At 40.3% G+C, this 26,769-nt stretch carries 36 protein-coding genes and 1 pseudogene; 13 read left to right on the top strand and 24 right to left on the bottom strand.

The features are described 5' to 3' along the window. Positions 1–68 precede the first annotated feature (68 nt). From ABEQ24_RS20265 to ABEQ24_RS20275, 3 genes are read right to left on the bottom strand one after another with little or no spacing between them, the layout of a single operon-like run. Positions 69–554, bottom strand: a complete 486-nt coding sequence (locus ABEQ24_RS20265; protein ID WP_430008477.1) for a glutathione peroxidase — start codon at positions 552–554, stop codon at positions 69–71. Beyond that, positions 554–1,057 carry a hypothetical protein gene (locus ABEQ24_RS20270; RefSeq protein ID WP_430008478.1) on the bottom strand — a complete coding sequence of 168 codons (504 nt, stop codon included), beginning with the start codon at positions 1,055–1,057 and terminating at the stop codon, positions 554–556. The genes ABEQ24_RS20265 and ABEQ24_RS20270 overlap by 1 nt, the downstream gene beginning before the upstream one ends. Further along, positions 1,057–2,742, bottom strand: a complete 1,686-nt coding sequence (locus ABEQ24_RS20275) for a formate--tetrahydrofolate ligase (protein WP_430008479.1) — start codon at positions 2,740–2,742, stop codon at positions 1,057–1,059. The genes ABEQ24_RS20270 and ABEQ24_RS20275 overlap by 1 nt, the downstream gene beginning before the upstream one ends. A 131-nt stretch (positions 2,743–2,873) precedes the next feature. On the opposite strand from ABEQ24_RS20275, the gene metA reads away from it, so the two are divergent. The 3 genes from metA (at position 2,874) to ABEQ24_RS20290 (ending at position 6,155) form a co-directional block, all read left to right on the top strand. Then, positions 2,874–3,782 carry a homoserine O-acetyltransferase MetA gene (gene metA, locus ABEQ24_RS20280; RefSeq protein WP_430008480.1) on the top strand — a complete coding sequence of 303 codons (909 nt, stop codon included), beginning with the start codon at positions 2,874–2,876 and terminating at the stop codon, positions 3,780–3,782. Between the two features lie 160 nt (positions 3,783–3,942). Further along, complete coding sequence (locus ABEQ24_RS20285; RefSeq protein ID WP_430008481.1) at positions 3,943–5,088, top strand: diglucosyl diacylglycerol synthase; 1,146 nt, start codon at positions 3,943–3,945, stop codon at positions 5,086–5,088. A 53-nt stretch (positions 5,089–5,141) separates the two neighbouring features. Then, positions 5,142–6,155, top strand: coding sequence for a metal-dependent hydrolase (locus ABEQ24_RS20290; RefSeq protein ID WP_430008482.1), 1,014 nt, complete (start codon positions 5,142–5,144; stop codon positions 6,153–6,155). 150 nt (positions 6,156–6,305) lie between these two features. Here the strand turns inward: ABEQ24_RS20290 and ABEQ24_RS20295 are convergent, their stop codons facing one another. The 3 genes from ABEQ24_RS20295 to ABEQ24_RS20305 all read right to left on the bottom strand — a co-directional run bounded on the left by ABEQ24_RS20295 (position 6,306) and on the right by ABEQ24_RS20305 (position 7,963). Continuing rightward, on the bottom strand, positions 6,306–6,482 hold the full coding sequence (locus ABEQ24_RS20295) for a hypothetical protein (protein ID WP_165970874.1): 177 nt from the start codon (positions 6,480–6,482) through the stop codon (positions 6,306–6,308). 90 nt (positions 6,483–6,572) lie between these two features. Further along, positions 6,573–7,268: an AIM24 family protein gene (locus ABEQ24_RS20300; RefSeq protein ID WP_430008483.1), complete on the bottom strand. Its 696-nt coding sequence runs from the start codon at positions 7,266–7,268 to the stop codon at positions 6,573–6,575. Next, on the bottom strand, positions 7,265–7,963 hold the full coding sequence (locus ABEQ24_RS20305; RefSeq protein WP_430008484.1) for a class I SAM-dependent methyltransferase: 699 nt from the start codon (positions 7,961–7,963) through the stop codon (positions 7,265–7,267). The genes ABEQ24_RS20300 and ABEQ24_RS20305 overlap by 4 nt, the downstream gene beginning before the upstream one ends. 119 nt (positions 7,964–8,082) lie before the next feature. Between ABEQ24_RS20305 and ABEQ24_RS20310 the strand changes: the two genes are divergently transcribed. From ABEQ24_RS20310 to ABEQ24_RS20320, 3 genes and pseudogenes are all read left to right on the top strand, one after another. After that, the gene (locus ABEQ24_RS20310; protein WP_430008485.1) at positions 8,083–8,235 is read left to right on the top strand and encodes a hypothetical protein; all 153 of its coding nucleotides are present in this window, start codon (positions 8,083–8,085) and stop codon (positions 8,233–8,235) included. 67 nt (positions 8,236–8,302) lie between these two features. Continuing rightward, positions 8,303–8,488: pseudogene (locus ABEQ24_RS20315) on the top strand (DUF3892 domain-containing protein); the annotation flags it as partial. A gap of 12 nt (positions 8,489–8,500) precedes the next feature. Next, positions 8,501–8,656 (top strand): hypothetical protein, encoded by a 156-nt coding sequence (locus ABEQ24_RS20320; protein ID WP_430008486.1) that lies wholly within the window; start codon positions 8,501–8,503, stop codon positions 8,654–8,656. A 103-nt stretch (positions 8,657–8,759) separates the two neighbouring features. Here ABEQ24_RS20320 and ABEQ24_RS20325 read toward each other — a convergent pair whose 3' ends face one another. The 3 genes from ABEQ24_RS20325 to ABEQ24_RS20335 all read right to left on the bottom strand — a co-directional run bounded on the left by ABEQ24_RS20325 (position 8,760) and on the right by ABEQ24_RS20335 (position 9,624). Beyond that, positions 8,760–8,948, bottom strand: coding sequence for a hypothetical protein (locus ABEQ24_RS20325; RefSeq protein WP_430008487.1), 189 nt, complete (start codon positions 8,946–8,948; stop codon positions 8,760–8,762). A gap of 79 nt (positions 8,949–9,027) precedes the next feature. Further along, a complete protein-coding gene (locus tag ABEQ24_RS20330; RefSeq protein ID WP_430008488.1) occupies positions 9,028–9,294 on the bottom strand; it encodes a phosphocarrier protein HPr in 267 nt (88 codons plus the stop codon). Between the two features lie 78 nt (positions 9,295–9,372). Further along, entirely contained in the window at positions 9,373–9,624 is a 252-nt protein-coding gene (locus ABEQ24_RS20335; protein WP_430008489.1) for a hypothetical protein, read from the bottom strand. Between the two features lie 238 nt (positions 9,625–9,862). On the opposite strand from ABEQ24_RS20335, the gene cspD reads away from it, so the two are divergent. After that, on the top strand, positions 9,863–10,063 hold the full coding sequence (cspD, locus tag ABEQ24_RS20340) for a cold-shock protein CspD (protein ID WP_029280415.1): 201 nt from the start codon (positions 9,863–9,865) through the stop codon (positions 10,061–10,063). A 55-nt stretch (positions 10,064–10,118) separates the two neighbouring features. Here the strand turns inward: cspD and ABEQ24_RS20345 are convergent, their stop codons facing one another. Next, positions 10,119–10,328, bottom strand: coding sequence for a hypothetical protein (locus ABEQ24_RS20345; RefSeq protein WP_430008490.1), 210 nt, complete (start codon positions 10,326–10,328; stop codon positions 10,119–10,121). Positions 10,329–10,537: 209 nt separating this feature from the next. Here ABEQ24_RS20345 and ABEQ24_RS20350 point away from each other — a divergent pair, with 209 nt between their 5' ends. Continuing rightward, the gene (locus ABEQ24_RS20350; RefSeq protein WP_430008491.1) at positions 10,538–10,804 is read left to right on the top strand and encodes a DUF2564 family protein; all 267 of its coding nucleotides are present in this window, start codon (positions 10,538–10,540) and stop codon (positions 10,802–10,804) included. Positions 10,805–11,122: 318 nt separating this feature from the next. Here the strand turns inward: ABEQ24_RS20350 and ABEQ24_RS20355 are convergent, their stop codons facing one another. Beyond that, positions 11,123–11,308, bottom strand: coding sequence for a zinc-finger domain-containing protein (locus ABEQ24_RS20355; RefSeq protein WP_375142571.1), 186 nt, complete (start codon positions 11,306–11,308; stop codon positions 11,123–11,125). A gap of 5 nt (positions 11,309–11,313) precedes the next feature. Then, the gene (locus ABEQ24_RS20360; RefSeq protein WP_430008492.1) at positions 11,314–11,979 is read right to left on the bottom strand and encodes a reverse transcriptase-like protein; all 666 of its coding nucleotides are present in this window, start codon (positions 11,977–11,979) and stop codon (positions 11,314–11,316) included. 172 nt (positions 11,980–12,151) lie between these two features. Between ABEQ24_RS20360 and ABEQ24_RS20365 the strand changes: the two genes are divergently transcribed. The 3 genes from ABEQ24_RS20365 to ABEQ24_RS20375 are packed head-to-tail and all read left to right on the top strand — an operon-like array spanning position 12,152 to position 14,158. Beyond that, positions 12,152–12,829, top strand: coding sequence for a queuosine precursor transporter (locus ABEQ24_RS20365; RefSeq protein ID WP_430008493.1), 678 nt, complete (start codon positions 12,152–12,154; stop codon positions 12,827–12,829). Between the two features lie 28 nt (positions 12,830–12,857). After that, a complete protein-coding gene (locus ABEQ24_RS20370; RefSeq protein WP_430008494.1) occupies positions 12,858–13,259 on the top strand; it encodes a reverse transcriptase-like protein in 402 nt (133 codons plus the stop codon). Then, a complete protein-coding gene (locus ABEQ24_RS20375; RefSeq protein WP_430008495.1) occupies positions 13,256–14,158 on the top strand; it encodes a DMT family transporter in 903 nt (300 codons plus the stop codon). Before ABEQ24_RS20370 ends, ABEQ24_RS20375 begins: the two co-directional genes overlap by 4 nt. A gap of 124 nt (positions 14,159–14,282) precedes the next feature. Here ABEQ24_RS20375 and ABEQ24_RS20380 read toward each other — a convergent pair whose 3' ends face one another. The 7 genes from ABEQ24_RS20380 to ABEQ24_RS20410 all read right to left on the bottom strand — a co-directional run bounded on the left by ABEQ24_RS20380 (position 14,283) and on the right by ABEQ24_RS20410 (position 20,621). Then, entirely contained in the window at positions 14,283–14,558 is a 276-nt protein-coding gene (locus tag ABEQ24_RS20380; protein WP_430008496.1) for a DUF6123 family protein, read from the bottom strand. A gap of 73 nt (positions 14,559–14,631) precedes the next feature. Beyond that, the gene (locus ABEQ24_RS20385; protein WP_430008497.1) at positions 14,632–15,294 is read right to left on the bottom strand and encodes an NAD(P)H-binding protein; all 663 of its coding nucleotides are present in this window, start codon (positions 15,292–15,294) and stop codon (positions 14,632–14,634) included. A 66-nt stretch (positions 15,295–15,360) separates the two neighbouring features. Continuing rightward, positions 15,361–16,257 (bottom strand): 5'-3' exonuclease, encoded by an 897-nt coding sequence (locus tag ABEQ24_RS20390; protein ID WP_430008498.1) that lies wholly within the window; start codon positions 16,255–16,257, stop codon positions 15,361–15,363. A 120-nt stretch (positions 16,258–16,377) separates the two neighbouring features. After that, on the bottom strand, positions 16,378–16,521 hold the full coding sequence (locus ABEQ24_RS20395) for a hypothetical protein (RefSeq protein WP_165970872.1): 144 nt from the start codon (positions 16,519–16,521) through the stop codon (positions 16,378–16,380). Between the two features lie 69 nt (positions 16,522–16,590). Beyond that, positions 16,591–16,866, bottom strand: a complete 276-nt coding sequence (locus ABEQ24_RS20400) for a DUF2533 family protein (protein WP_430008499.1) — start codon at positions 16,864–16,866, stop codon at positions 16,591–16,593. Then, positions 16,850–17,050 carry a hypothetical protein gene (locus ABEQ24_RS20405; protein ID WP_430008500.1) on the bottom strand — a complete coding sequence of 67 codons (201 nt, stop codon included), beginning with the start codon at positions 17,048–17,050 and terminating at the stop codon, positions 16,850–16,852. The genes ABEQ24_RS20400 and ABEQ24_RS20405 overlap by 17 nt, the downstream gene beginning before the upstream one ends. Beyond that, complete coding sequence (locus ABEQ24_RS20410; RefSeq protein WP_430008501.1) at positions 17,043–20,621, bottom strand: dynamin family protein; 3,579 nt, start codon at positions 20,619–20,621, stop codon at positions 17,043–17,045. Before ABEQ24_RS20410 ends, ABEQ24_RS20405 begins: the two co-directional genes overlap by 8 nt. Before the next feature lie 177 nt (positions 20,622–20,798). Here ABEQ24_RS20410 and ABEQ24_RS20415 point away from each other — a divergent pair, with 177 nt between their 5' ends. Beyond that, on the top strand, positions 20,799–21,191 hold the full coding sequence (locus ABEQ24_RS20415; protein ID WP_430008502.1) for a sporulation protein: 393 nt from the start codon (positions 20,799–20,801) through the stop codon (positions 21,189–21,191). Between the two features lie 8 nt (positions 21,192–21,199). Here ABEQ24_RS20415 and ABEQ24_RS20420 read toward each other — a convergent pair whose 3' ends face one another. Beyond that, positions 21,200–21,943, bottom strand: a complete 744-nt coding sequence (locus ABEQ24_RS20420; RefSeq protein ID WP_430008503.1) for a MerR family transcriptional regulator — start codon at positions 21,941–21,943, stop codon at positions 21,200–21,202. 87 nt (positions 21,944–22,030) lie between these two features. Here ABEQ24_RS20420 and ABEQ24_RS20425 point away from each other — a divergent pair, with 87 nt between their 5' ends. Further along, entirely contained in the window at positions 22,031–22,735 is a 705-nt protein-coding gene (locus tag ABEQ24_RS20425; RefSeq protein WP_430008504.1) for a CPBP family intramembrane glutamic endopeptidase, read from the top strand. A 9-nt stretch (positions 22,736–22,744) separates the two neighbouring features. On the opposite strand, the gene ABEQ24_RS20430 is transcribed toward ABEQ24_RS20425, so the two are convergent. From ABEQ24_RS20430 to ABEQ24_RS20445, 4 genes are all read right to left on the bottom strand, one after another. After that, complete coding sequence (locus ABEQ24_RS20430) at positions 22,745–23,563, bottom strand: class I SAM-dependent methyltransferase (RefSeq protein ID WP_430008505.1); 819 nt, start codon at positions 23,561–23,563, stop codon at positions 22,745–22,747. Positions 23,564–23,664: 101 nt separating this feature from the next. Then, positions 23,665–24,291 (bottom strand): metal-dependent hydrolase, encoded by a 627-nt coding sequence (locus ABEQ24_RS20435; RefSeq protein WP_430008506.1) that lies wholly within the window; start codon positions 24,289–24,291, stop codon positions 23,665–23,667. A 486-nt stretch (positions 24,292–24,777) separates the two neighbouring features. Continuing rightward, entirely contained in the window at positions 24,778–25,413 is a 636-nt protein-coding gene (locus tag ABEQ24_RS20440) for an FMN-dependent NADH-azoreductase (RefSeq protein ID WP_430008507.1), read from the bottom strand. A 292-nt stretch (positions 25,414–25,705) separates the two neighbouring features. Continuing rightward, on the bottom strand, positions 25,706–26,137 hold the full coding sequence (locus ABEQ24_RS20445; protein WP_430008508.1) for an SgcJ/EcaC family oxidoreductase: 432 nt from the start codon (positions 26,135–26,137) through the stop codon (positions 25,706–25,708). Positions 26,138–26,769: the final 632 nt, after the last annotated feature.

The raw sequence follows: 26,769 nt of genomic DNA on the forward strand, positions 1-26,769 counted from the left end.
AACTTTTTGGGGTCACTTCATATCTCAGGCTTCTTCTTTTAAGTGATGGGAAATGAGCGAATACAGACTTAAGCTTCTTTTAAAAGCTTCTGAATGCTCTCTTCCAATTCTTTAGGGTCTGTATTTGGCGAGAACCTTTCAACTGCTCTGCCGTTTCGATCTACTAGGAATTTCGTGAAATTCCACTTCACAGCTTTTGAACCTAATAAACCAGGCGCCTCACTTGTTAATTGTGTAAAAAGCGGATGGGCCTCAGAGCCATTCACATCAACCTTTGCAAACATCGGAAATGTAACTCCGTAATTTATTTCACAGAAGCTTTTGATTTCTTCTTCGGCACCAGGCTCCTGGCTCATAAACTGATTGCACGGAAAGCCCAAAATTTCAAGACCATCAGATTGATAGCGTTCATAAAGTTCCTGCAGTCCTTTATATTGCGGAGTGAAGCCGCATTTGCTTGCTGTGTTGACAATTACAAGAACCTTTCCCTTATAGGAACTCATAGATTGTTCCTCGCCGTTAATGTTTTTCACTTTTATGTCATAAATACTCATCACTTTGCTCCTTTATCTATATTTTCAAGAGTATCGATGGCATGATCAGCCATAGCGATTAAGTCATCAATCTGTTCTTCCCCGATAAGCCGGTTGAATACCACTTCAAAAGTATGATGATAGACCTCAAACGGGTCGCCGTATGAAATTCTGTGAATGACAGATTGGTGAACGCCCCAGACTTCTTCAATGATTGATTGAATATACGTCTCATTTTCAGGTGTACAGGCATGGAAGATTACCTTCACTTCACACCCGGGAACCACAGCGGTCTTTAAGAGTTCTCCTGATAATTGCGATACACTCATCATTAGATGAAATTCAGCAGAAGCCGCTTTTTTTCCTTCTTTTAATTGAAACGTATTTTGATAGCATCTTGACATGGCTGCAAGGTCCACTAAATCTTTCCGGTCTATCACGTTAATGGCGCCGCCAAGATCAGCATCGTAAATCGCCCCTTCAAGGACGACCTTTAAGTTATCAAATGCAGTCGGATCAAACATCAAAACAGTCCTCTTGCCTTGCCGTTCTCATCTACACTCATCGATTGCGCAGCCGGTTTTTTCGGCAGACCGGGCATTGTCATAATATCGCCTGTTAAACAAACAAGGAATCCCGCGCCAATTGATGGCTTCAGTTCCCTGATTGTCAGCGTAAAATCCTTCGGCCGTCCAAGAAGTTCAGGCTGATCTGAAAGAGAGTATTGTGTTTTTGCCATGCAGATCGGCAAATTTGACCATCCATACTGTTCAAATTCTGTTACTTGCTTCAGTGCTTTTGAAGAAAAATCAACGCCATTAGCTCCATAAACAAATTTGGCAACTTTTTCAATTTTATCCTTTATGCTGTCTTTTAAATCATACAAGTAATCAAAGCGGTTTTCTGTCTTTTCGATTGTTTCAAGTACTTTTTCTGCTAGCTCTATTCCGCCTGCCCCGCCTTTTTCCCACACCTCTGTCAGAGCTGCAGGATGAGAATGCTCCCTGCACCAATTCATAAGAGCATCCGTTTCTTCCTGTGAATCTGTCACAAAACGATTTACCGCTACAACATAAGGAAGTCCAAAGCATTCAATCGATTCTATATGCTTCGCAAGATTTTCAGCACCTGCGAGCATTGCATCTTTATTTGAGATGCCAAGCTTGTCTTTCGGTACTCCTCCATGCATTTTCAGTGCTCTTACGGTTGCGACTATGACGACCGCCGCAGGTGAAAAATCTCCAGCACGTGTTTTAATATGCAGAAATTTCTCGGCACCAAGATCTGCTCCGAATCCCGCTTCCGTCACAACATAGTCACCGAGCTTTGCAGCCATTTTTGTGCCCAGAAGGCTATTGCACCCATGGGCAATGTTTGCAAATGGCCCGCCATGAATAATCGCAGGCGCGTGCTCAAGCGTTTGAACTAGATTAGGTTTCAGGGCGTCTTTCAATAAGAGAGTCAAAGCTCCTTCGTACCCTAAATCACCGACTGTTACTGGTTCTCGCGCATATGAAAAGCCAACAACGATCTTAGAAAGCCTTTTATTTAAATCATCAAGGTCAGAAGCAAGACAAAGGATGGCCATAATTTCTGAGGCTACGGTTATGTCGAAATGATCTTCCCTCGGTGTTCCATTAGCCGGTCCGCCAAGGCCAATGACCACATTTCTAAGGGCACGGTCATTTAAATCCAGGACCCTTTTCCAGGTGATTCTCCGAGGGTCAATCTGGCATTCGTTCCCCTGATGAATATGATTGTCAATCAGTGCTGCAAGTGCGTTATTAGCTGTCGTGATTGCATGTATGTCACCTGTAAAATGCAGGTTGATCTCTTCCATAGGAATGACTTGCGAGTACCCTCCCCCGGCAGCACCGCCTTTAATGCCCATTGTTGGACCGAGTGACGGTTCTCTCATCGCTATGACAGCTTTTTTCTTCAGCAGATTAAGTGCCTGGCCAAGTCCAACCGTTACAGTTGATTTCCCTTCTCCTGCAGGAGTGGGATTAATTGCTGTCACTAAAATGACTTTTCCCTCAGGTTTTGTTTTCACCCGATTTAAAAATTCTAAAGAGATTTTAGCTTTGTATTTTCCGTAATATTCAATTTCATCTTCTAAAATATCAAGACCGCCAATAATCTCCCGGATCGGCTTGATTGGTGCTTCTTGAGCGATTTCGATGTCTGATTTATGTTTTATTTTTAACACACAGCGCCCTACTTTCTGCATTTATATATAGATTTCTCGCACAATTGTAACACAAAAGCAAATTGAATTATTATTCTAAACTTTCTATAATAGAGAAAACTCAGAATGATAAAGAAAGTTGAGGTTCTTTCATGCCTATTAATATTCCAGCTGACCTTCCCGCAAAAGAAATTCTTGAAAAAGAAAATATCTTTATCATGGATGATGCCAGAGCCTATCAGCAGGACATCAGGCCTTTAAATATCGTGATTTTAAATATTATGCCCGAAAAACAAAAAACAGAGGTGCAATTATTGCGCCTTCTCGGAAACTCGCCGCTGCAGCTGAACATTACCTTTTTGCGACCGGAAACGCACGTTTCAAAAACGGAAAAGCAGCAGCATCTTCAGCAGTTTTACACGACGTTTAATAAAATCCGCCATAAAAAATTTGACGGAATGATTATCACAGGTGCACCGATTGAGCATCTGGCATTTGAAGAAGTGTCCTATTGGGAAGAACTTAAAGAGATTTTTGAATGGACAAACCAGAATGTCACTTCCACTCTGCATATTTGCTGGGGTGCTCAAGCAGGACTTTATTATCATTACGGCGTAAATAAATATAGTCTGAATGAAAAATGCTTCGGTGTTTTCAAGCATGATATTTGTAATAGTTCTGTAAAAATTGTCAGAGGCTTTGATGATCAATACTATGTGCCGCATTCCCGGCATACGGATATAAAGAGACAAGATATTGAAGCGGTGGAAGCACTTGAGATTATCAGTGAATCTGCTGAAGCCGGCGTTTGTTTAGTCTCTTCAAAAGACGCGAAGCAAGTTTTTCTTACTGGCCATCCCGAATACGATTTGCTGACGCTTAAAGAAGAATATGAACGCGACCTGGCTAAAGGGATGAATACAGCCGTCCCGCTTTCTTATTTTCCTGAAAATGATCCGGCGGGAAAGCCTGTACAGAAATGGAAATCCCATGCCCACCTCCTATTTGCCAACTGGCTGAATTATTGTGTCTACCAGGAAACACCTTACGAATGGGAATGAACATGAAATAAAGGTTACATCAATTGGATTATTTTGTTAAAATTAAGCAGAATTTAATTTAAATTTTATGTAATCTTTATATTTCTTAAATATTCATATGATACGCTGAACGTAGTTAATCATGTTTATTGTTTTTCAGATTATATTTGAGGTGAATGCGTTGTTAAAAAAACCAAAAGTGCTGATCTTAACTGCAAAGTACGGGAATGGACATGTTCAAGTCTCAAAAACACTTGTAAAGCAATGCAGGGATTTGGGAATAGAGGAAGTGGTGGTGTCGGATCTATATGCAGAATCCAATCCTGTATTTACTGAGATCACTCAGTACCTCTACTTAAAAAGCTTTACAATCGGAAAGCAATTTTACCGCATGTTTTACTACGGTGTAGATAAAATTTACAACAAGAAGCTGCTTACTCTTTATTTTAAGCTTGGCAACAAAAGACTGCACGAGCTGATCGAAAAAGAGCAGCCTGACATCATCATTAACACGTTTCCGATCATTGTCGTGCCTGAATACCGCAGGCGCACGGGAAATATCATCCCGACCTTCAATGTTCTAACAGATTTCTGCCTTCATAAAATATGGGTACATAAAAACATAGACAAATATTATGTCGCGAGCAAACGGGTAAAAGAAAAAGTCATGAGCCTTGGCATTCATCCTGCAGCTGTTAAGGTAACAGGCATTCCAATCCGCTCTCAGTTTGAAGAGAATTTAAATGAAGATGCCATTTATAGAAAATACAATTTAGATCCAGCCAAAAAAACACTGCTGGTCATGGCCGGTGCGCACGGTGTATTGAAAAACGTCAAAGAGCTGTGCGAATCGTTTATAGCAGATAATAACCTGCAGACCGTTGTTGTCTGCGGAAACAACACTGCATTAAAAGAAAGTCTTGAGAGCATAACCGGTAAGAACAAGGAGAACTTAAAACTTCTGGGATATGTCGAACGAGTTGATGAATTGTTCAGGATCGCATCCTGCATGGTGACAAAACCAGGAGGAATCACCCTGAGCGAAGCAGCGGCAGTCGGTGTGCCCGTCATTCTTTATAAACCTGTCCCTGGGCAGGAAAAAGAAAATGCGCTTTTCTTTCAGGAAAATGAAGCGGCACTTGTCGTAAACCGATCTGAAGAAGTATACGATGCTGTCAGTGCTCTGCTTCAAGATGACAAAAAGCTGCGCAGAATGAAGCGGAATATAAAACGGCTGCACCATCCTCATTCTTCTCTTGCGATTATGGAAGATATCGTAAAAGAGGCAGCAGTCTTTAAAGAGAAAAAATATATAAAAGCTCAGTAAATGAGCTTGAGGCTTTCAGGATGAAGGGGAATAGATTCCTGGAGGTCGACTGAATGGATACAAGCACACATATTACGATGGGTTTTGGCCTTGCCGGTCTTGCTTTTATAGACCCTGCAGTCGCTGCTCAGCCTGAGCTTGCTTCAGCCGTTTTAATCGGAACTGTACTTGGATCGAATGCACCTGATTTTGATTACGGAATCAGGCTGATTAAAGGAAATGGCATGTATACAGAGCATCACCGCGGACTGTCGCATTCTATCCCTGCATGGTTTGTGTGGACGGGATTGTTAACTGCTATTATCTCTCTTATTTATATTAATCTCACAGCCCTGGAAATGATTCATTTATCAGGCTGGATCTTTTTAGCTGTAATGCTGCATGTAACGTTTGATATTTTTAACGCATACGGCACTCAGGCAGCGAGACCCTTTACGAAAAAATGGCTTTCATTGAATTTCATTCCGCTGTTTGACCCGCTGATCGTCTTTTTACATCTGTTAGGATTTGCTTTGTGGGGATTGACAGGTGATCCGGGACTGATTTTCCTTTTGGTTTATATATTAATTGCACTCTATCTTTTAGAGCGATTTTTCAGTTCCAGAAGAGTATTGTCCATGGTTAAAAAGGAATTAGGCGAAAATAACCCAGTCACAATCATTCCGACTATCCGCTGGTCTGTCTGGCATATCGTTTCAGAAACAGACTCATCTTTTGATGTAGGAGAACTGCGCAATAAAGATCTTAAATGGATTCATACTTTCGATAAGTCAGATCAGGATGCCTATGTCATAGATAAAGCAAAAAAGGATGTAAATGTTGGCCACTTTTTAAAGAATTCCAAGCATGTTCATTCTGTTGTTCTTCCAATCCCTTCTGGATATGAAATTCGATTTTTTGATGTGAGATTTCGCGCGAAAAACCATTATCCTTATATGGCAGTCTGTCAAATGACTAAAAACGGGCTGATTCTTGGATCATGTACGGGGTGGTTCCATCAGGCAAATCAATTGCAAAGCAAGCTGATATCTCATGAGAACGCCAGTAAGAACCAATTGGAAGCATAAGTATTAGGTTCTATACAAATAAAAACAGGTATAGGCTGCAAAGCAATTATCACCCGTTTATTAATAGAGTATTTTTGATACCATTATTAAAGATATAAAAAACAAAGGATGACCTAATGAACGCAGATTGCGTTAATAGTCATCCTTTTTTTATTGATCCTTGTTTAATTCTTCTTCGAAATAAAAGGTTGATGGGTATTCCTTTAGAATGTAAGAGTAACGGTGCATATTTTTTATATATTTTGACTGCATGATAGTGACGCTTTCCCCTGTTTTCACAATTTGGACAGATTCACCGTTTTGAAACTTGCTGGCATTGCTCTTCATTCGGCACTTCCTTTCATCATATCCCTATTATACCATAGCTTCCATGATTTTTTAGGACAGGAGAAAAGAATGAACAAAGCATTTCTCCCGTCAGCTTGTCGTGTCTCTGAAATACACTTCTTCAAACGGCTGGACGACAACAAAGCCCTCTCCTGCAAATTTCATTTGAATAGACTCTCCGCTTCCGCGCCCAAGTATCGTTTTCAAAGAAATATCTGTTACAAATTCCGGAGTTAAACTGCCGGACCATGCAACCGTTGCATTCGGATCTGTAAATACTGGATCACCCGGTTTTACAATCAGAGTTAATGGCTCGTAATGAGAAGTTATGGCAATAAGCCCTCTTCCTTGAAGCTTGACATTAAATAATCCGCCTGAGAGCATACCTGCAATTTTTCTCATCATTTTAATATCCCACGAAATAGACGGTTCAAATGCCAGCAAATCATTTCCATTTACATATAATTCATCACCATTCAGGTTCAAAATCGAAATCTTTTTCCCTTGATCGGCTAAATACAGCTTTCCATTGCCGGTTGCCTTCATTAGTGACGTGCCTTCCCCTGTAAATGCTTTTTTGAACAGCTTGCCGATTCCATGTTCAAGGATGCCTTCCCTTTCATATTTAATTTGTCCCCTGTAAGATACCATCGCCCCTGACTTCGCCCAAATCTGCCCATTCAGATTGATCTCAAGCAGCCTCTCTGTCTCAAGTTCAAATAAGCCTTGCCCTTTATCCTGCTGCTCAGTCTTTTCAACAAACTCTTCAATGGAATATCGGTTCATTTGATCTCTCCTTCTTTCTTTTTAAGCATGAACAGCCATAGAAATGAAAGGGACTGTTTTAATTCCGGTGACAGTACTTCAATCATTTCTTTTGTCACGCCCCGTTTGTAAACGCCTTGACTTCCTGCCAGTTCCCACCCGTTTTCAAGCGCCAGTTTTTCAAATTCCCAGGGCATCATTGTATTGCAAATGACAGGTTTTCCGTAAAGTCTGTCATAGCTGTTCGTCCGCGGGTGCGCAGTTGGGCCTAAAATCGCAATGCATAAGAAGCCATTCTTTTTGACAACGCGCTTTAATTCGATTAATGCCGCTAATGGATTCTCTGTCCACTCTATGCAATTGATCGTAAGCAGCGCATCCGCTGTTTCATCCTTAAATGGGAGCTCCATCATATTCGCCTGAATAAATGAAAGCTTCCCTTCTTCTTCATGCTTTTTTGCGAGCTTAATCATCTCAGGTGACAGGTCTACTCCCGTCACCTTCAAGCCCTCTTTCATCAAAAGGAAAGAACCGTATCCGTCTCCGCAGCCAATGTCAATTACTTCTGCTGTTGGTTTTACATATTTCGCAAAAAAAGGAACAATAGAGCTCCTGCTTCCTGAATCCCACATCTCCTTGCTCCCTTTATTCCAAAACGCGGCACGCTCATCCCACTTCTTTTCAGCTTCCTTTTCCCAATTAAATGTATTCTTCAATTCCAATCAGCTCCATCTTTATTCATCGTCTACTATTTCTAGAAAAAGCGGCGAAAATCCTTTTCTGAGGAATAATTGAGCGGCAAGAATGAACACTAAAAAAGAAAGGGGTGCTGACGATGGAAAAAGAATCTTTTGTGGCAGCAGAACAAAAGCGCAAGCGCCTTGGTCAGATCCGACAGGCAGATAAGAATCCGACAGAAAAGTCCGGGTTTGACTTTTTTGGCGGATTCGTTCTGACCGAGGATCTAGGCGCTGGAGCTGGACGGTGATAACCTTATTTCATTATCCACACCCTATTTCCTTTTATAATTTCCTATATGACAAAAAAACGGAGACGGAGATCTCGTCTCATTTAAAACATCAGCAGGAAGAACCCTCTCCTACCCTGAAGCACTGATGGAAATCGACAAAGGCGCTATAGAAGGTGTAAATACCTTTAAAGGTAATGACGGAGAGATGTATATTCGGAGCAACCCGGATCACAATAAAGCAAACAATCTTGATTCATTACCACCATTTTAGGAGGAAATCAACATGACAAAGAAAGTTAACAAAGGCGGCAGCGAAAACGGCAATTCCCCCAGAAAAGGACATTTTCAGGAAGAATTCGGCCAGGAAATCATTTCTGGAGATAACAGCAAAGGAAATAAACGGAACAAAGATCAAAAATCAAAAACTTCGGAAAAGTAAATGCAGCCGGCTGCTTATAGCAGCTGGTTTTTTCTTTTAGAGAGAGACAGATACTATTTTTGCTTTCTCCGAAAGAAAAAACTGCAGACAGCGCCTGCAATTTTTAATCTTCTCTATCAAATTCTTTTTCATTTCTGCCTCTGTCAATCGTAATGGCAGCTGTTTCATTATTCATATAAAGAGGTACTTGCATCTTGTCGCCGTTATCATAAAAGGCTTCATTGATTTTCTCGTTCGCCCTCGAAGTTTCTTCACTGCCGAGATATGAGGTTTTATCGTTTTTCCGTGTCATTTTACCGCCTCCATTCGGTTTTATCATTCCCTCAGACAATAAAAAAAATCTCCCTTATTAAGGAGATTTTCTGCAAGTCTTATGCGCCTAGTTGTTCTGCCAGGATAACACGTTCTACAGCTTCAATCGCATCTTTCGCATCGCTGCCTTCTGCTGAAACGACGATTGTTGTTCCTTTGGAAATGCCAAGAGACATGACGCCCATGATTGATTTCAAGTTTACTTTCCGGCCGTTTGCTTCTAAGTTTACATCAGCTGTGAATGAATTGACTGCATTGACTAATGACGTCGCCGGACGTGCGTGGATTCCAGATTCACTTGTAATTTCAAATGATTTTTGTACCATTGTTTGCTTCCCCTCTCAAATTGTTAACAAACAATATTATAATCGTTTTCGTTTAAAAGAAAACTGTTTTTTTGGAAGTTATGCAAGTTTGATAATTTCTTCTTGCATAATGTAGCTGTGAAGATAAATTGTACAAGTTTCTGTGCTCTTTTTTTCAATGATAATGGTATTCTGGAGCGGGTCTTTTATCAGTATGAGCCGTTCACGCTCGATATCGAGCAAAGACTCGAGTGCCTCAAGTCTTTGACAAGCAAGCAGAAAATGCTCATCACTCATTTTACGGTCTTTTTTAAAAATAACCTGCTTATCTCCAATGCTTGTTTTATACACATTTTCCACATCCCTTTACAAGTTATTCCACCCTATATTTAAAATATCTGAAATTTCAATAAAAAGCTATAGGTAACTTGACGACAATTTTTCAATAGTGTATATTAAAATCATCATTTAGCTAATAGTTAGTGAGATATTGTTGTATCAAACAATGTTTGCGCATACATATTTGCTCCATGATAAATATTTCCAGGTAGCAACACCTTGTGCTACAGTATTAGGAGGATAAAGTACTATGCAAAACGGTAAAGTAAAATGGTTCAACAACGAAAAAGGTTTCGGTTTTATCGAAGTTGAAGGCGGAGACGATGTATTTGTACATTTCTCAGCTATCGAAGGAGACGGCTACAAGTCTTTAGAAGAAGGCCAGGAAGTTTCTTTTGAAATCGTTGAAGGCAACCGTGGACCACAAGCAGCTAACGTTGTGAAATTATAATTACAAACGTACATTATTTTGATCATATACGATGCAAGAAAGAGGCTGAGCTATCTCAGCCTCTTTCTTTCGTGAAATCCTGGCTGATCATTAAGTATTCCACTGCCTTAATATTCTGTTTCAGTTTTTTTTCGATTCTGTTTACTTCAAATTGATTAAAAACATTGCCATTCTTCGCCATAAACAGCAGCATATCTAAATCTCCATATATTTCATGAAATGCATTTTTGACATCTTCATTAATACTTACCTTGGTTCTCATCAAATACTCATTCCTCCCTTCTGCTCCATCCGACTAGTCTAAAAGATTCAATTTTAAATCCTATTCTGCATATTTCTGTTATAAGGAACAAAAACCCTTCTTTTTAACGAATGTTTATTTATTCTGAAAATTCATTTTGTTTCTTTAGACTCATTTTTTCGATGTATATTTTAAGAAAGATGTCGAACGATAAGTAAGTGGAGGTGACGAACATGGATCAGATAAATCATACTGGCCTTATCAGCGGCTTTAATAATCTTAAACAATTGGAAATGGCTGTAGAAGCAGCACAAAAAATGACTGGATCTGCAACGATGAGCATGGATCCTGAGGCTATTCAAAACGCGGAAAACGCACTGCGGGATGCAAAAGCAATTTATCAGAATGCTGGAGATACTGGAGTCGATCAAACCTTTCTCAGCAATCAGAATGAACTTCTGCTGCAATGTGAACACCAGCTGAACGAGGCTAAGCAATAAGAAAAGCGGAAGCGCCCGTTTAGCTCCGACAGACAGATAAGGCTCCGCCAGTAAAGGCGCTTTTTGCCTTTACTGGCGGAGCCGTTCTGGCCGAGGAGTTGGGCGGTGGAGCTAGACATCGAAGCACAAAACATATAATTACTGAAATTTTAAAAAGCGGAAGCGCCCGTTTAGCGCAGGCATGACAGATAAGAAATCCCCCAAAAAGTCCGGTTTCCGCCTTTTTGGGGGATTTTGTTCTGGCTGAGGAGCCTAGCGCAAAATCTTATCCTTTTTTATCTATTAAAAAATCCGCTGAATCAAATAGTCAGCGGATTTTCATATTAACTTCTTGCCGTATTCTTTAATTTTTTGACCGACTGTACATTCTTCAATACAGAAAGAATGTGCATACTTTTTCCCATATTCCTTGCGAAAATGTTTTTTCAGCAAACAATCTGTGCAATAAGTGTCCAGGAGCTGATCAATCTCACAAACAACTTGTTTTTTCTCCAATTCATTCATCTCCATCAATCACTGTCAAGCTTCCATTCACTCGCAATAGTTATTCCTTTTAACCCTTGACCTGCAAGCTTATCAGCTTCTTCATTCTCTTTTCGTGCTATTGGCATGCAGATTGGGCGCACTTTCATTTTTTTCAGAGCTGCTTCAATTCTATCAAGCCAGCCGGTGTACGACTCTTCATAAACGGGCCACTCGCCTGAAAGCTGCTTGAGCACAACTTGCGAATCTCCTTTAAATGTTACATCCTGATAACGCACACCGAGCTCTTCAAGCTTTTGCACCAGAAAGTAGACAGCCATGTATTCTGCTTCATTGTTTGATGATGCCTCTTCTGCTTTTGCACTGAACCTCATTCTTGTCCGTTTCTCATTCAGTGTGTAGTAGATGACAGCGCCGAGACCTGCTTCTCTCGTTTGTTTGTTGTAGTTGCCGTCAAAATAAGCTTCAACATCTGAAGGCTCATGCACGACTTCCAATTTTAATTTCTTTAATTCTTTAAGCGACCATGGTGTCCCGCGTGAATCAAAGAATTCCAATGATTTCACCCTGCCTGTTTTCTCGAGATCCTCACCAATCGAAATGGCTGAGTCAAGATCTGTTTCATCTTCAGATGTGAATGGCATGTTCTTTTTTTTCGGGCTGCTGTACATCCATTTAATTAGATATTTCACCTGTTCCACTCCCTAAATCGGTTGAGCTCTATATGCAGTAGTTTTGCTCATACCATCAAATGTATTCACTGTGCTATAATCATATTCGATAATTAGCCCGGCCGCTTGCTGACACTAAAGCAGCCTATACTAAAGCAGCCTTACTAAACATATAAGCAAGGAGACAGATTGTATGCCAAATGAAATGATGTGGCTTGGTTTTGCATTAATCAATTTTATCATTGTTCTTTTATTTTATAAACTGTTCGGAAAAAGCGGTTTGTTTGTCTGGATCGGCTTTTCAACGGTTGTTGCCAATCTGCAGGTTGTCAAAACCATAGAAATCTTCGGTTTGACCGCAACGATGGGGAATATCATGTATGGGACAGCTTTCTTAGTAACCGACATATTAAATGAAAAATATGGAGAGAAAGAAGCCAAAAAAGCAGTATGGCTCGGATTTGCAACGTTAATCTCATTAACTGTCATCATGCAGGGTGTTCTTTTGTTCAAGCCTGACGAAACTGATTTTGCACAAGGTGCACTACAAACGATTTTCGGCCTTATTCCCCGGATCGCGCTAGGAAGTCTTGCTGCATTTATCATCAGTCAATATGCAGATGTAGCGATTTATTCTTATATCAGAAAGAAATTTCCGTCTGACCGATTGCTTTGGGTTCGGAATAATGGCAGCACGATGATCAGTCAATTGATTGACACACTTATTTTTACTTCTATCGCGTTTCTTTTCGTCTATCCATTTTCAGTCTGGATCCAAATTTTTATTACGACCTATTTGATTAAGTTTGCAGTGGCGATTATTGATACCCCTTTCGCCTATTTAGCTAAAAAAATGAAGCCCCATGAGTAAGAGTATAGAGTAAGGAGTTGAAGACTGGATGATCGAAGTATATATAGACGGTGCCAGTGCCGGTGATCCTGGGCCTTCAGGAGCCGGTATTTTCATTAAAGGCCACGGCAAAGGCGAACAGTATTCCGTTCCTCTTGGCATCATGACGAATCATGAAGCGGAATACCATGCATTAATAAAAAGTCTGGAAATTTGTCTGGAGAAAGGTTTTACAAGTATTTCAGTCAGAACGGATTCTCAGCTTGTAGAACGGGCAGTTGAAAAAGAATATGTGAAAAATCCAGCGTATGTCCCGCTTCTTGAGAAAGTTTTAAGCTTAATCAATCAATTTGAGCTATTTTTTATAAAATGGATTCCTAGTAAACAAAACAGCGTAGCGGACCAGTTATCAAGATCCGCCATCCGGATGAACGAGGGAAATGATAGATGAAGCTGAAAAAATCTTCCGCTGCTGATCTAAGTCTCTTGCTGGTGGCTCTTATATGGGGTTCTACCTTTGTTATTGTTCAAAAAGCCATTCAATTTATGCCTCCGCATTTTTTTAATGGCGTCCGTTTTTTGGCGGCTGCAGGTATTCTCACAATGATAAGTTTAAGAATGACCCGCTTTCGTCTTTCAAAAGAAACATTGTTTGCGGGAATATCGCTTGGCATCTTTTTATTTTTAGGATATGCCTTTCAGACTGTTGGGCTATTATATACAACTTCTTCAAAAGCCGGATTTATTACCGGTTTAAGTGTGATGATCGTTCCTCTTTTGTCAAGCTTTCTGCTTAGGGAACGGGCTAGAAAAACAGTTTATTTTGCAGCAGCACTTGGAACTGCGGGTTTATATCTTTTAACCCTGAGTGATTTTTCCTCTTTTAATATTGGGGATTTGCTTGTTTTCTTCTGTGCTGGCGCGTTCGCCTTTCATATTATCTTTACAGGAAAGTTTTCAGGCAGTCATGATGCCTGGATGCTGACAATTGCTCAGCTTGTGACGGTCTCTTTCTTGAGTTTTTTATCATCAGGAATATTTGAGGCTTCAAACGTAAAAAAGAATTTCAGCAGCATGTTTACATTTGAAGTTCTGTTTGCGCTTATTATTACTGCACTATTTGCAACTGCTTTCGCTTTTTTCGTCCAAACAAAGCTTCAGCAATACACAACAGCCTCAAGGGTTGCAATCATCTATTCGTCAGAGCCTGTATTCGCTGCTTTAACCGCTTTTCTTTTTATAGGTGAGCGGCTGACCGTGTATGGAATGACCGGATGTCTGCTTATTCTGGCAGCCATGCTTACAGCGGAATGGAATCATGATAAAACAAAAGAATCTCTTTCCACATAAAAAATCTCGGGAGCCCCGAGATTTTTTCTTATTCTAAAAGGCAGTGCGAAAATTGAAAGCAGAGGCGCCCTCAGAACGGCTCCGGAAATCTTTCAATTGGAGAGACCAAGGCGCTTCCTCCAAATCAAATCAAATTCAATTTCTGCGCCACAAGAATGGCCTGTCTGCGGTTTTTTGCCTTTTCTTTTGTCAGTCTTTCTAAAAGAGAGACAAAAAAGGAGCCGTCAAATTCCTTCTGTGCTTTTAATGTCAGCTCTATAGCAGCAATGACAAGCTCATCTTCAGCACCTGTATAATGTTTGCCGAACTCGATAAAGCCAAGAGCATCTTCCTTCAGCTGAAATCCTTTTTCTTTTAAATGCAGCAAATAATCTGTAACCGACTGTTTCGTATGTAGCAAGCAGACCCCGCCTTAGGTGTAAAGTTTCATCCATCCTAATTTTAGCTGATGGCTAAAAAAATTTCTATACTGATCAGTAATAGCCAATTTCTTGAATTTCATCTGATTGAAACGTGATAACGAGCGGATCTTTATTTTGAGCTTCTTTTACCATCGCTTTAGCCACTGTTTTTGCATGAATCGGCTTCATTATTTTTAATTTTCCGATAAAAACGAATCCAAACCATTTAGCCAGCCATTCACCCATCTTCTCACCATAACGCAAGTCTTCTCTGTCACCGAGCAATAGAGACGGCCTGAACAATATAACCGAGGGAAGCCCCAAATTCCTTAAAGCATCCTCCATTTGTCCTTTTACACGATTATAGTAAAACATTGAATCGCAATCTGCTCCGATGGCTGATACAGCAAGGACCTTTTTTACCCCATGCTGTTTTGCCAGCCGGGCAGCTTCCACTGCATATTCAAAATCGACTTTATAAAATGCTTCCTTTGATTTCGCCTGCTTCATCGTGGTGCCTAAACAGATAAATAATTCATCTGCGGCAAATTCACTGCCGTAATCAGCTAAATGATCAAAATCGGAAATTACGGTATTTTTTTGTTTGGGATTTTCATGTATTAAAGGTTTTCTTGTAATCGTCTTCACTTCTGTGTACTGCTTAGATGCAAGCAGGAGGCTGAGCAATTCTGTCCCGATCAAGCCAGTTGCTCCGATAATCAATGCGTTCTTCATGACCGCCACTCCAATCTTATAATTAGAATCATAAAGGAATTAGAGCAATTAATCAAAAAAGAGAGGTCACATTGCCTCTCTTACTGCCAGGGCATCTGATAAAAATGTGTGCAGTCCCCTGAGTTCCAGTTCTTCAATCATCTGAACAGCCCGGTGATGTTCAACATTTAAAATAGCTTTATCAAGCGGACACTCAACTGGCACATCGCACGTAATTTCAGCAAGTTTTCGTGACAAATGAAGCATTTCAAGATCTTGTTCAATCTTAGAGCGCTGCGCTTTAGTCAGCTCTTCCAGGCAGCTGAGCAGGCCTTCAATGGACTTGTATTTCGCAATCAATTTATAGGCGGTTTTTTCACCAATGCCCTTTACGCCAGGATAATTATCGCTGCTGTCTCCCATCAATCCTTTAACATCGATTAAATGTGCAGGAAGAATACCTGTTTCTTCAGTGAAAAAATCGTGTGTATAGACTTTATACTGGCCAATTCCCTTTTGCATAAGAACAACCTGAACATCCTCCGTTAATAACTGCAGCAGATCACGGTCACCTGTCAGGATGGAGACATTCATCTCACCTCCGTACAGTTTCGCAAGAGTACCGATGCAATCATCTGCCTCATAGCCTGCAAGTCCAATATTCGGGATGTTTAAAGCTTCAACTACTTCTTTGGCTAAGTCAAATTGCGGAAGCATTTCAACCGGTGCTTCCGGACGGTTTGCTTTATAGTGATCAAACAATTCTGAACGGTACGTTTTGCTTCCCATATCCCAGCAGCAAATCACATGGCTCGGGTTAAAATGTTTAACCGATGCAAGTAAATGCTTTAAAAAGCCGTTCACTGCATTTGTTGGAACTCCTTTGCTGTTAATCATAAAATTGCCGTATACAGATGTTGCATAAAAGGCTCTAAAAAGAAGCGCCATGCCATCTACTATTAATAAATGCTGTTTATTATTCATCTATTATCTTGTCTCCTATCTAAAAAAATCAAGTACTTCTATCATACCATAATAAGGTCTGCAGGCTGAAAGGGAAAAACATGAAAAAGACCTCCACATTTGTGAAGGCCTCTAGTCTATCTAATTTGAATCCTTTTTCTTTTTGCTGTTCATTTTTTTCACTTCTGTTTCTGCATAAGAAGCGAATTCTTCATTAAAGCCATTTTTCTTTTTTTCATTGTTGTTGCGCTGTGCATTTGCATTTCCGCTTTTCGTTCTGCCCATTTGTAACACCTCTTTTCAGTTGTGCTGCTCTTAGGATTTCCGTTAAGCGGGTATGATTACTCGCAGAAGTTATTGGTTATTGCCAGCATATTTTCGCTGAACGTACTCTTGAACCATACCTTCTGTGACAGGTTTTCTAGTCGGGATAATCCCCTGTTTAGCAAGCTCATTGATTTCAGCTGTAACTGCATTAATGCCAGTAACAGAGAAGGACTGTGATGATCTGCATTGCTGTACGGCCTGCTCAATCAACGCTTCTCTTCTTTCTTCTAACGATAAGAATTTGGAAACAATCGCGTGCTGTTTTTTACTGTGAGCTGAAATTTCTTCATGTACGTTTGTCATTGGGCAAGTCTCCTCTTTTTTTCATCAGGTTCAAAACGGCTTCAGCCGGTGTCCAGCAGTTAAAAGAATAATCCGGTTTTGTTTCAAAGCCAAGCCTTTTGCAGCGGTAACTCATTTTCCCTTCGCTGCGGAAGCTTTGAAAATGAGTGCAAGCTGCACAAACCTGATATTTTTTGCTATTCATTGCTGTCAAGCTCCATCATAATTTGCTTCAGAGTTTGATTACCAAATTGATGAAGGGTCAAATCCTCATTTGTGTAAGCAGACAGCAGCGCTTCATAATAATTCTCTGCCTGCTTGGCCAGGTTATCAGTCAGCATTCTGCATTCGTATATGAACTGCTCGCGGTAATAATCTCCGAATTGATGTTCATGAGCTTCGAGTATATCTGAGACCGGCTGATCAAGTTTCCTTTGCAGCTCGTCACTCATCCATTTTTTCTCATTTTTTTCAAAAAAAGATTTAGTATTTTTAAATCTCTTCAGCGGCTGGCGAATATCACCATTAAGTATGTCTTTTAACCCGGCGTGCAGCTTCGGCGTTTGGAACTTAGTGATTTCCGGCAGCGATGTCCGAAGCTGGTTATTAATCAGTGCCATCTCCTTGGAATGGCGCTTAAACACATCCGCAAGCAGGCTGCGGCTGTATTTTTCAAGCCTGAGGGTTGTTGCCTGCAGCTCTTGCAGGACATGAAATTGCAGAGAAACCAGCAGATCCTGCAGGCAGTTTTCAAGGATTTCTTTTGTCTGCTTTGATGTCCCTGCAAAAGCGCCTGGATGAAAAGCTTCTTTAAATAAGTCAGGAAATCTCAGCATCGTTCGCTGTTTCACATAAAAAAGCTGTTCTTTTATTTCCTGAAGAACCTGTTTTTGCTCAAGCTCGTGTTCATCTGCGCGGAGCATAGATCCAATCTCAGCACGTTCAGATGAAAGTCTTTCAAGTTCTTTCTTCTTCTTTTCCTGATCGTCATTTGCAGCTTCTATAATCGACTGCAGCTGCTGCTGTGCAATAGACAATTCTATCCTTGCAGACATGATCATCGAAGCGGATAAATCGTTGTTGATAAAGTGCATAAAATCATCTTGGAACTCTGCGAATTCAGAAAGTGCAGGATCTGCTGCATGCTCAAGCTCCATCAGACTTGAAATGCCGTAAAGACGCGGACGGCGAATCTCATGTGTCAGCAGCTGCCCTGTTATATACTCTTTTACCATCTCAATTTCTTCCCTGTTTTCGGCAAGATCAATGGCATTGATGACAAAGAACATCTTATCCATCGCAAATGTATCTTTCACGCGTCCAAGCTGCTTCAGAAATTCACGGTCGCCTTTTGAAAAAGGATGATTATAATAAGTGACAAACAAAATCGCATCTGCATTTTTAATATAATCAAAGGCTACTTCTGTATGACGCGAGTTAAACGAGTCCGCCCCTGGTGTATCAACAATCGTAATCCCATTTCGGCTAAGCGGGCTGTCAAAATAGATGATGACCTCTTCAACCATACATGCTTTTTCTTCATTGGCAACAAACTCTTTGTATTCCTCTCTGTCAACTCCTCTTACCGTTCCGCTGATTGATGCGAAGTTTTTAAGAGCATGAGTGTAAAGCGGAAGAAGGGATTTCAGTCTCTCATTCCCTCCTTCCAGCTTTTCGAGTATAGAAAGAGCTGATTTAAGCGATTCTGCTTCAATCGAAAATAAATCGGCGATTTCCTTTAAAAATGCATCTTCTGATTTAAATTTCACTTCAATATAACCGTGCGGCTTTTCAGCTGTTACTGGTACAATTTTGTTGATTGTAGCTGTAGTGGGCGTTGGGGACGAAGGCAAAAGCTTTTCCCCGAGAAGTGCATTGGCAAACGAAGACTTGCCTGCACTGAATGCCCCAAATAAAGCAACCGTAAATGATTTGTTTTGAAGCGAATTAGCCTTTTCTAAAAGAGATGACGACAGCATTTGAAAGCCGGGAATATCCCGCATGGCTTCTGAAGCACGCGCAATCTGATGTGAAAAGAAATCTTGATCTGGCTGCAATTTATATTCATGCTTTTCATCATTTGTGACTTCATCGCTCACGGCTGACGCAGGATGGCGGACCTCAATCATCCCCTCTGCTGGTTCTTTTTCAGGGTGCTGTTGCATCCACTCTGCAAAATTGATGTCTGGAAAACTTTGCTGAAAGGTAAGTTCCATTAAATCATTTTTCACTTGTTCAAATGAAATCAGGCTGTGATACGTTTCATTCAATTCTTCAAGCTGTTTTTTCGCTTCGTCAACCTGTGTTTCAAGCATTTTAATTTGATCTGCACTTTGATTTTTCAGATGGCGCTCAATTTCTTCAATTAGCGGCAGAACCTGCTGTTTGCACTCTTTCTTGACAGCCTCGCTTAAATCGTTCGAGAAGGTCAGCGTATATTGAGAATTGACTGTTGCACCTTTATGGATAGATTCCTGCAGCAGCTCCGGCTGAATGTTCACATCGAATGATTGAATATTATTTAAGATAACGGGATCATGGATCTCATATTCAGCACTTTTTTTCTTTAGAAGCTCAGATAAATGCCACGTAATTTGGGACTGCAAGCGCTCTGTTATTTCTTCAAAGAGCTCAGATTCACGCTTTCGCTTCTCTTCTAGCGTTTTAGCTTTAGAAAAGAGAAGCCCCACCTTAAATCCGGGCTGTGAAGCTTCAATAAACCGCTCCGCCATTGATCTTGTCTCAAATGGAATCAGATTCGCATTTTTAAGAATATACTGAAGCTGCTCCTTCATTTCAAAAACAGCGCTGTTTACTGTATCAAGGAGGCTTTGCAGCGCTGAAGCTGATGCCTCTTTATTTACTTGAACCGATTCTAACTGCACAATTAAATCATCTGCCCGGATGTCTTTAATCTCAAGATCATCCTCTTTCCACTTCAAAAATTCTTCCACTAATGATTTCAAAGTGAACTGGGCATTCTGGATAACAAGGTGATTTTCGGCGATTGTATCCCGAATAAGCTTTTTTACTGTCTGAAGCTGATTATGAGTGTTTTCAATGTCCACTAATGATGTATAGAAAATTTGGTTCTTAGAAAGCCCTGCTCCCCCGAATGTCATTTCAATTTGTGATTTGAAATATGTAAATGGAACTTCATCTTCCCTGTGTTTATCGATTTGATTCACAATCAAGCAGACATTTTTGCCTTTATGTATCATTTCGCTTATAAATGCAACATTCTCTTCAGATTGCACGTGATTATAATCTGTCACATAAAAGATCAGATCTGCAAGGTGCAGCGTTGATTCTGTTGCCATACGATGAGCGGCATCTGTTGAATCAATCCCGGGTGTATCCATAATCACCACGTTTTCAGGAAGAGCCTGATACAAATCGCTGATCTCCACTTTCAAAATTTCTTCGCCCTGCTTGCAGTAGTCTTTTACTTGCTGAATGGAATATTCTCCGTTCAGTTTCAGCAAATTCCCGCTGCTGTCATGCAAAATGACTGACTTGTCCCCTTTTTGGAGCAGCACCACGTTAGCACTGGTCGGGATTGGACTTGTAGGCAGAATGGATTCTTCAAGGATCGTATTAATCATTGTTGATTTTCCGGCAGAAAAATGACCGGTAAATGCAATGTGCTTCGTCTCTTTTTGAACTTTATATATCAGCTCTTTTACCTTATCTGCAGCGGCTTTATCCTCTTTCATCCGTTCGAATACAGCAGCAGAACGCGGCAGCAGGTGATGTTTTAACGTTTTCGTGCTCATTGCCTAAACCCCTTTACCCTAGCGTATATTGCTATTTTACTTGATTTTTTGCCTTTTTCCCATCATATTATAGAATGTATGAATGGTTCTTCTGATTCCTGAAACTTTTTGATTGCACAACTCGTATAATAATTAATAATAAATGGTTTTTTCACTAGCTGAAAGGTGGGCATTTTCTTGTTGTTTGGTAAGGTTTTATGCAAATTTGGAGTCGGTTCGGCAAAAATTGATCTTGTTTTAAAGGGTGATACATACTGCAGCGGCGACATGATCAAAGGTGAATACATCATTAACGGCGGAGTAGCCGAACAGCGATTAAAGCGTGTGGAATCAGATCTGGTGCTGACTACTTCAAATGATGACCGGGAAAAAGTGATTCATACGAACACCATTTATTCATCAGCTGTGATTACGGCACAGGAAAAGAAAGTGATGGGCTTTTCTTTTAAGCTTCCATCCTCCCTTCAGCCATCTGAACACGGCGTATCCTACAAATTCATTACACGGCTCATTTTTACAGACGGCATCAGCAGTGTCGATCATGATGAAATTATTATTCAGCCTGACTAAATCAAAAATTAAAGGTGACTCATGTCACCTTTTTTATTTTTTTCTAAAAGTATATCTATATAATGGAGGACTTCTTCTTCGACTGGATACAAACCGGTCTTCCCATCAGGATCTTGCTTTCGTACATCCCAAAATTTCTCCATCAGTTCGGCGTCTCCGCGAAACGTTAAATCTGACAGCCTAGTGATATCTTGTGCCAGCAGATGTCCTTCTTCAGAATCAGGGCTGATTTCTTTATGCAGAAGAAGCCGTGTCCTCTTCAGTATGGAAATCCATTGTTTCGTTATGTCATCCTCCTGCTCAGCTTTAGGCAGGAAAGACATCGCTTCTATTTGCTCATCATTAAAAGAGTCTTTCCAATGACAAGTCTGTTCATGTGCACTCCTGGCAAGCGGCAGAACACGCTCCCAGCTTAAACCGTCTTCCACCTCACTGATTGTAAGCAATCCAGTTGTTTTTTTAAGCTGATCTGATAGTTCTTCAAGCTGTGCTTCTAAGTGATGTTTATGCTTTAAAACAATTTCTGCTGTATTCAGTTCTGTCAGCAAGATTTTGATTTGATCCAGCGGCAGCGCTATGGATTTCAAAAGGACTGCTTTTTCAAGAAGCAATAAATCTGCTTCCGTATACAGCCTCCTTCCGCTATGGTCCCTCATACTCGGCTCGATCAAGCCGATTTGATCGTAATACCTCAGGGTGCGGACACTAATATTCAGCATCTTGGAAAGCTGACCGGTTGTAAAGGATTCCACTTTCATGCCTCCTATTTAAAAAAGTTCTTGCAGGTGACGCAGCGTCATCTTTTATGATCAAGTTATCATCAGAAATGGGGGATTTACATGCAAAATATTTCTTTTATCAAACAGAAGGATTCTTGGGAAATGAAAGATTTCTTCATTTTACTGTTCATTGCTTTCGCTGCTGTTCCTTTGCTCATTGAAACACATCTCTACAATCTATTTGAAGTATTTTTTAAGGACACTTTCTATTCTGGTACGTTAATTGGATTTTTTATGTCTATTTTATTTATCTTAAGTCTGTATTATATTTCCTTAAAGCCTCATGCTCTCTCTTTTAAAGAGATTGGCCTTGTACCTTTTGAAAGAGGATACTGGAAACAAATTCTTCTGTGGACATTAGCACTGATTCTTTCAAGCACTCTCATAATGGTTTTCATGTCATTAATAGGAGGCACCTATGAAAATGCAAAAACTGAAAGTATCAAGCAAAGCATTTCTCCACTCACATTGCTGATTGGCCTGCTGTCGGCAAGTGTGGTCTCTCCCATCTATGAAGAACTTTTTTACCGGGGATTTATGTATCGCTTTCTGAGAAACAGATTGGGTATTTTCCAAGGCATTATGATCAGCAGCTTTCTTTTCACCCTGGCGCATATTCCAACCTACAACACGCTGCCGGTCAATTTTTTATCAGGAGTGATCTTTGCATGTACCTATGAAAAAACAAATTCTGTGATACCCGCAATGATTATACATGGACTATTTAACGGAATTGCGGTCTTACTGACTGCTTTTGCTTCCTAGCAGTTTGACTTATTCTTTTTTTCCTATATAAAGCAAATGCGAAGAAATACCAAGTAAGGACGGGTCTTTTGCTGTTTCAATTAATAGCTCAATAAGCTTTTCGAACTCCTGGTCCCCTTTTCCCTTCCACAAGTTCCAGGAGTCCACGTTCAGGGCTGCACCAATAGCAGTTGATCCAATTAATGCATCCGTTTGAAATCCGTTAGCCTCCATGAATGGAGAAATTTCCTCCACACGATAAAAATAAGCGCCTGTAAAACGCCCTTTTTCCTGGTGATCAAACGTCCCATTTACTAAAAAAGACTTGATTGAATCAATCGAATCATTCGGCTTCCAATGATCTGGGGACTGTAAGGATGCATACATATGATGGACCCGTGACCTGAAAGCAGCAAATACGATGCCGCCTTTCTTTGTCACTCTGTATAATTCCTGAACTGCCTTTATCCGATCATCATCTTTCTGCAAATGATAAAGCGGTCCCATCATCAGCGCAGCGTCAAACATTTCATCTTGAAAGTGGGAAAGATCCCCTGCATCCAGATTGTGAAAACCATGAAACTGATCTGTTAAACCAAGCTCCCTAGCTTTCTTTTCTGCGAGGGAAACAAGCTTTGGAGTCAGATCAGACAGCGTAATTTCGTATCCTTCTGCAGCAAGCGCCATTGAATATTTACCAGGGCCAGCACCATTATCCAGAATGTGTGCTTTTTCAGGAAGGGACTGTTTTATGTAATGGTAATTGATTATGAATTCAAGCGGTTCACGGTCCAGACGGCTCCATTCTCTTTCAGCAAAACCTGTATAATAATCGATGACGGAATCCATGATTTCTCCTCCTTGTAAATCATTACAATATTCTGAATTATACCATTTATTAAAATAAAAAACGTCCTCATTTGGAGAAACGTTTCGTAAAAATCTTGCTCTTAAAATTCTTTTGAAGAAATAGGCAGGAAGTATTTAACCCCCCTCCTGTTAAACGGGAGAATTTTCATATCAGCTATCAAATGGCTTGCGTATCCCGCTGTACTGACAATAAATGAGTGATTGACTCCGGTTGCCTGTTCAAATTGAAATGCGATCACGGCGAAAAAAGCGAGCCCCGCAAGTGAGTGAGTGTAGCTTCGATGAGGAACGAAAGATGCAACAACAATGAATGATCCAAGAAGAATGATCCAGATTTCCTGAAGGGAAAATCCTCCTGCTGCAACACCGATGCCAGTCATCGTCAGCATATGCCTTTGCCTGATAAAAGCTGAGAGGACAATCATTCCCGTTCCAGTCCCCATGCCTATCCAAATTTCATTGCCTCTTCCTTGAAAAAAGCTGTACATGATCATCAAAATACCGGCAATCTGTGCAACCGTGCGGAAAAATTGATGAGAAAACGTAATTTTATTGCTCAATTTACCGTCAATATCAAAATCAGGCATTAACGCCGTCAAACCGCCAAGACCTGATAACAGCAACGTTGTCTGAAAGTCGGCTCCTGCTATATTGGCGATAATAAATCCTGTTCCGGCTCCTATTGCCATGTGTGATGTTCCGTTCATAGATGATACCTGTCTCCTTTTTTGTTTATACTAGTACTTTATTCTAATATAAAAAAGTCCACCTGGGATGATTTTGATGGAAAAACTTTCTGATAGGGGATTATAAACATAAGTACTGCAGCGGAAGGATCTAGACTTTTTATGAAGATTAGAGGGAATTGGTTGATTCCATTTTACAGCTGCCATTCTGGAATTTTGTTCACATAGCGTGCGGTTGATTCCACTTTTCAGTGCAGAAACCAAAATGGTGGAATCATAGCATTCGGTTGATTCCTCTCTCCGTTGCAAAAACCTAACTGGTGGAATCATAGCATTCGGTTGATTCCATATTTCATTGCAAAAAAAACAAAATTGTGGAATCATAGCTGCATTTGATTCTACTTTTCTGCACAATAACCAAATATATAGAGGATGATCAAAAACAACAATCATGCAAAAACAGCCTAAAATAAAAAAAGATCCCCTTAATCAGGAGATCTTAATCCATTAAAACGTATGAGCCAAATCTTTAGCGCGGGAAATTCCATCTTCTTTGATTTCCTGAGCTTTGTCGGGCATTGCCGCATGACCTTCAATGAATAAACCATCGAATGATGGAACGCCGAAGAAGTTCATCATTACACCAAGGTAACGGTGTCCCATTTCCATTTCAGCTGCCGGGCCAGTAGAATAGATGCCGCCGCGTGCCTGAATGTGAAGAGCTTTTTTATCTGTTAATAAGCCGACAGGTCCTTGCTCTGTGTATTTAAACGTTTTGCCTGCTACAGCTACAGAGTCAAGATATGCTTTCATAACTGGAGGGAATGAGAAATTCCAAAGAGGTGTTACAAAAACATATTTGTCAGCTGAAACAAATTGTTCGCTAAGTTCAGATAGACGTCCTACCTTAGCTTTTTCTTCTGCAGACAGCTCTTCAAAACCTTTGCCAGTCTGAAGTTTTCCCCAGCCGCTGAATACGTCTGCATCGATATGAGGGATATTCTCTTTATAAAGATCGATATGAACGACCTCGTCATTTGAATTTACTTCCTTATAAGTATCCAAGAATGCTTTTCCTGCTGCCATACTGAATGATGCAGTATCATCGTGCGGGTGTGCAGTGATGTATAAAACTTTTGCCATTTTGTCAGTTCACCTTTCCTTGTTTAAAATTAGAAACATTTTATTATTGTTTTAAATCATAAAATTAAAACAATAAATTATGAATCTTTAAATTGAATATCTTCAATTCGAGATAATGATATCGAATATTTTATTTTTTGTCAATCGATTTGATTGCACTAAAAAAAAGACTGCTTAAAAGCAGCAATCGTGAAAAGTTCGGTTTAATTTTTTTGCTCTTTTCGCATCGAGTTTTGTTTTTGGTTTTACATTCACCCCTGGAAGCAACAAACTATACAAAAAGAGCCTAATCTTATCTTAACAGACTTAACTCATTCGTCATCTGCTCAATCAGCTCAGGTCTGCCGTGAAACTTGGCAGGTGTATTCTGAAAAAGCTGAATGAGCCATTTATTGTCTCTTTTTACAGCGACCAGCGTATGGTGAGTGTTCACATCCGGATTTAGTTCTGACTTTCCGGGCGGAATCATTCCAGCAATGGCGCGCAATAAAGCTGTTTCGGAACTAAGAAGCTGCACATTTTTCACTTTAATGATAAAGGGAGCCGTAGGGTGATTTTCAAAAATAGGGCTGAGATGCTCGTAAATTTCACTTCGCCCACTTGCCAGGCTGCCGTCATACCCGATCATTTCTCCATCTTCTGCAAAAAGTTTGGCCATATCTTCTGCATTGCGGCTATTCCAAGCTTCAATCAGCTGATGATAAAGATTCTGCATAGAATCCATTTCATTTCCTCCTTTAGAATGTTTATATATTGAGTTTACATGAAATTATTATTCAAAGAAAACAACCAAAGTTGTATATTATAAAAAATGAAAAACAAGAATGAGAAAAATGACTGAATTTCCTGCCATTCATACATTTGTCCGGGATGGAGCAATAGCTGTACCTGCAATATTAATAATCTCTCATCTTAAGCGCTCTTTCCTTATTCCCGGAACATTTATACCCATTCTTGCAAGGGTGCCCGGAATGGGGATCTATTTTAATCACATTCCACAAAAAAAACTGCCAAAAAGGCAGCACATGTATTTAAGAAGCCGTATTTACTTTTTTAAGTACGTAACCAATTAACGAGCTGTAGCCTAAGACCGTTCCTAATAATAATAACATTGTCATTGTCTCACACAACCTTTTCGCTGAGAATGATTCTTAAAATCAGTGTAGCACGAATGAAAATCATTTTCAATAAGAAAAGCGGATCCGACTGGTCAGACCCGACAGACAGATAAGAATTCACCCGAAAAGTCCGGGTTTGACTTTTTGGGGGAATTTGTTCTGGCCGAGGAGCTAGGAGGTGGAGCTGGACACCAAGAAAAGCGGAACCGACTGGTCAGACTAGGAAATTAGCTGAAAA

The sequence above is a fragment of the Metabacillus idriensis genome (assembly GCF_050483325.1).
GTDB classification, from domain to species: Bacteria; Bacillota; Bacilli; order Bacillales; family Bacillaceae; genus Bacillus_P; species Bacillus_P idriensis_A.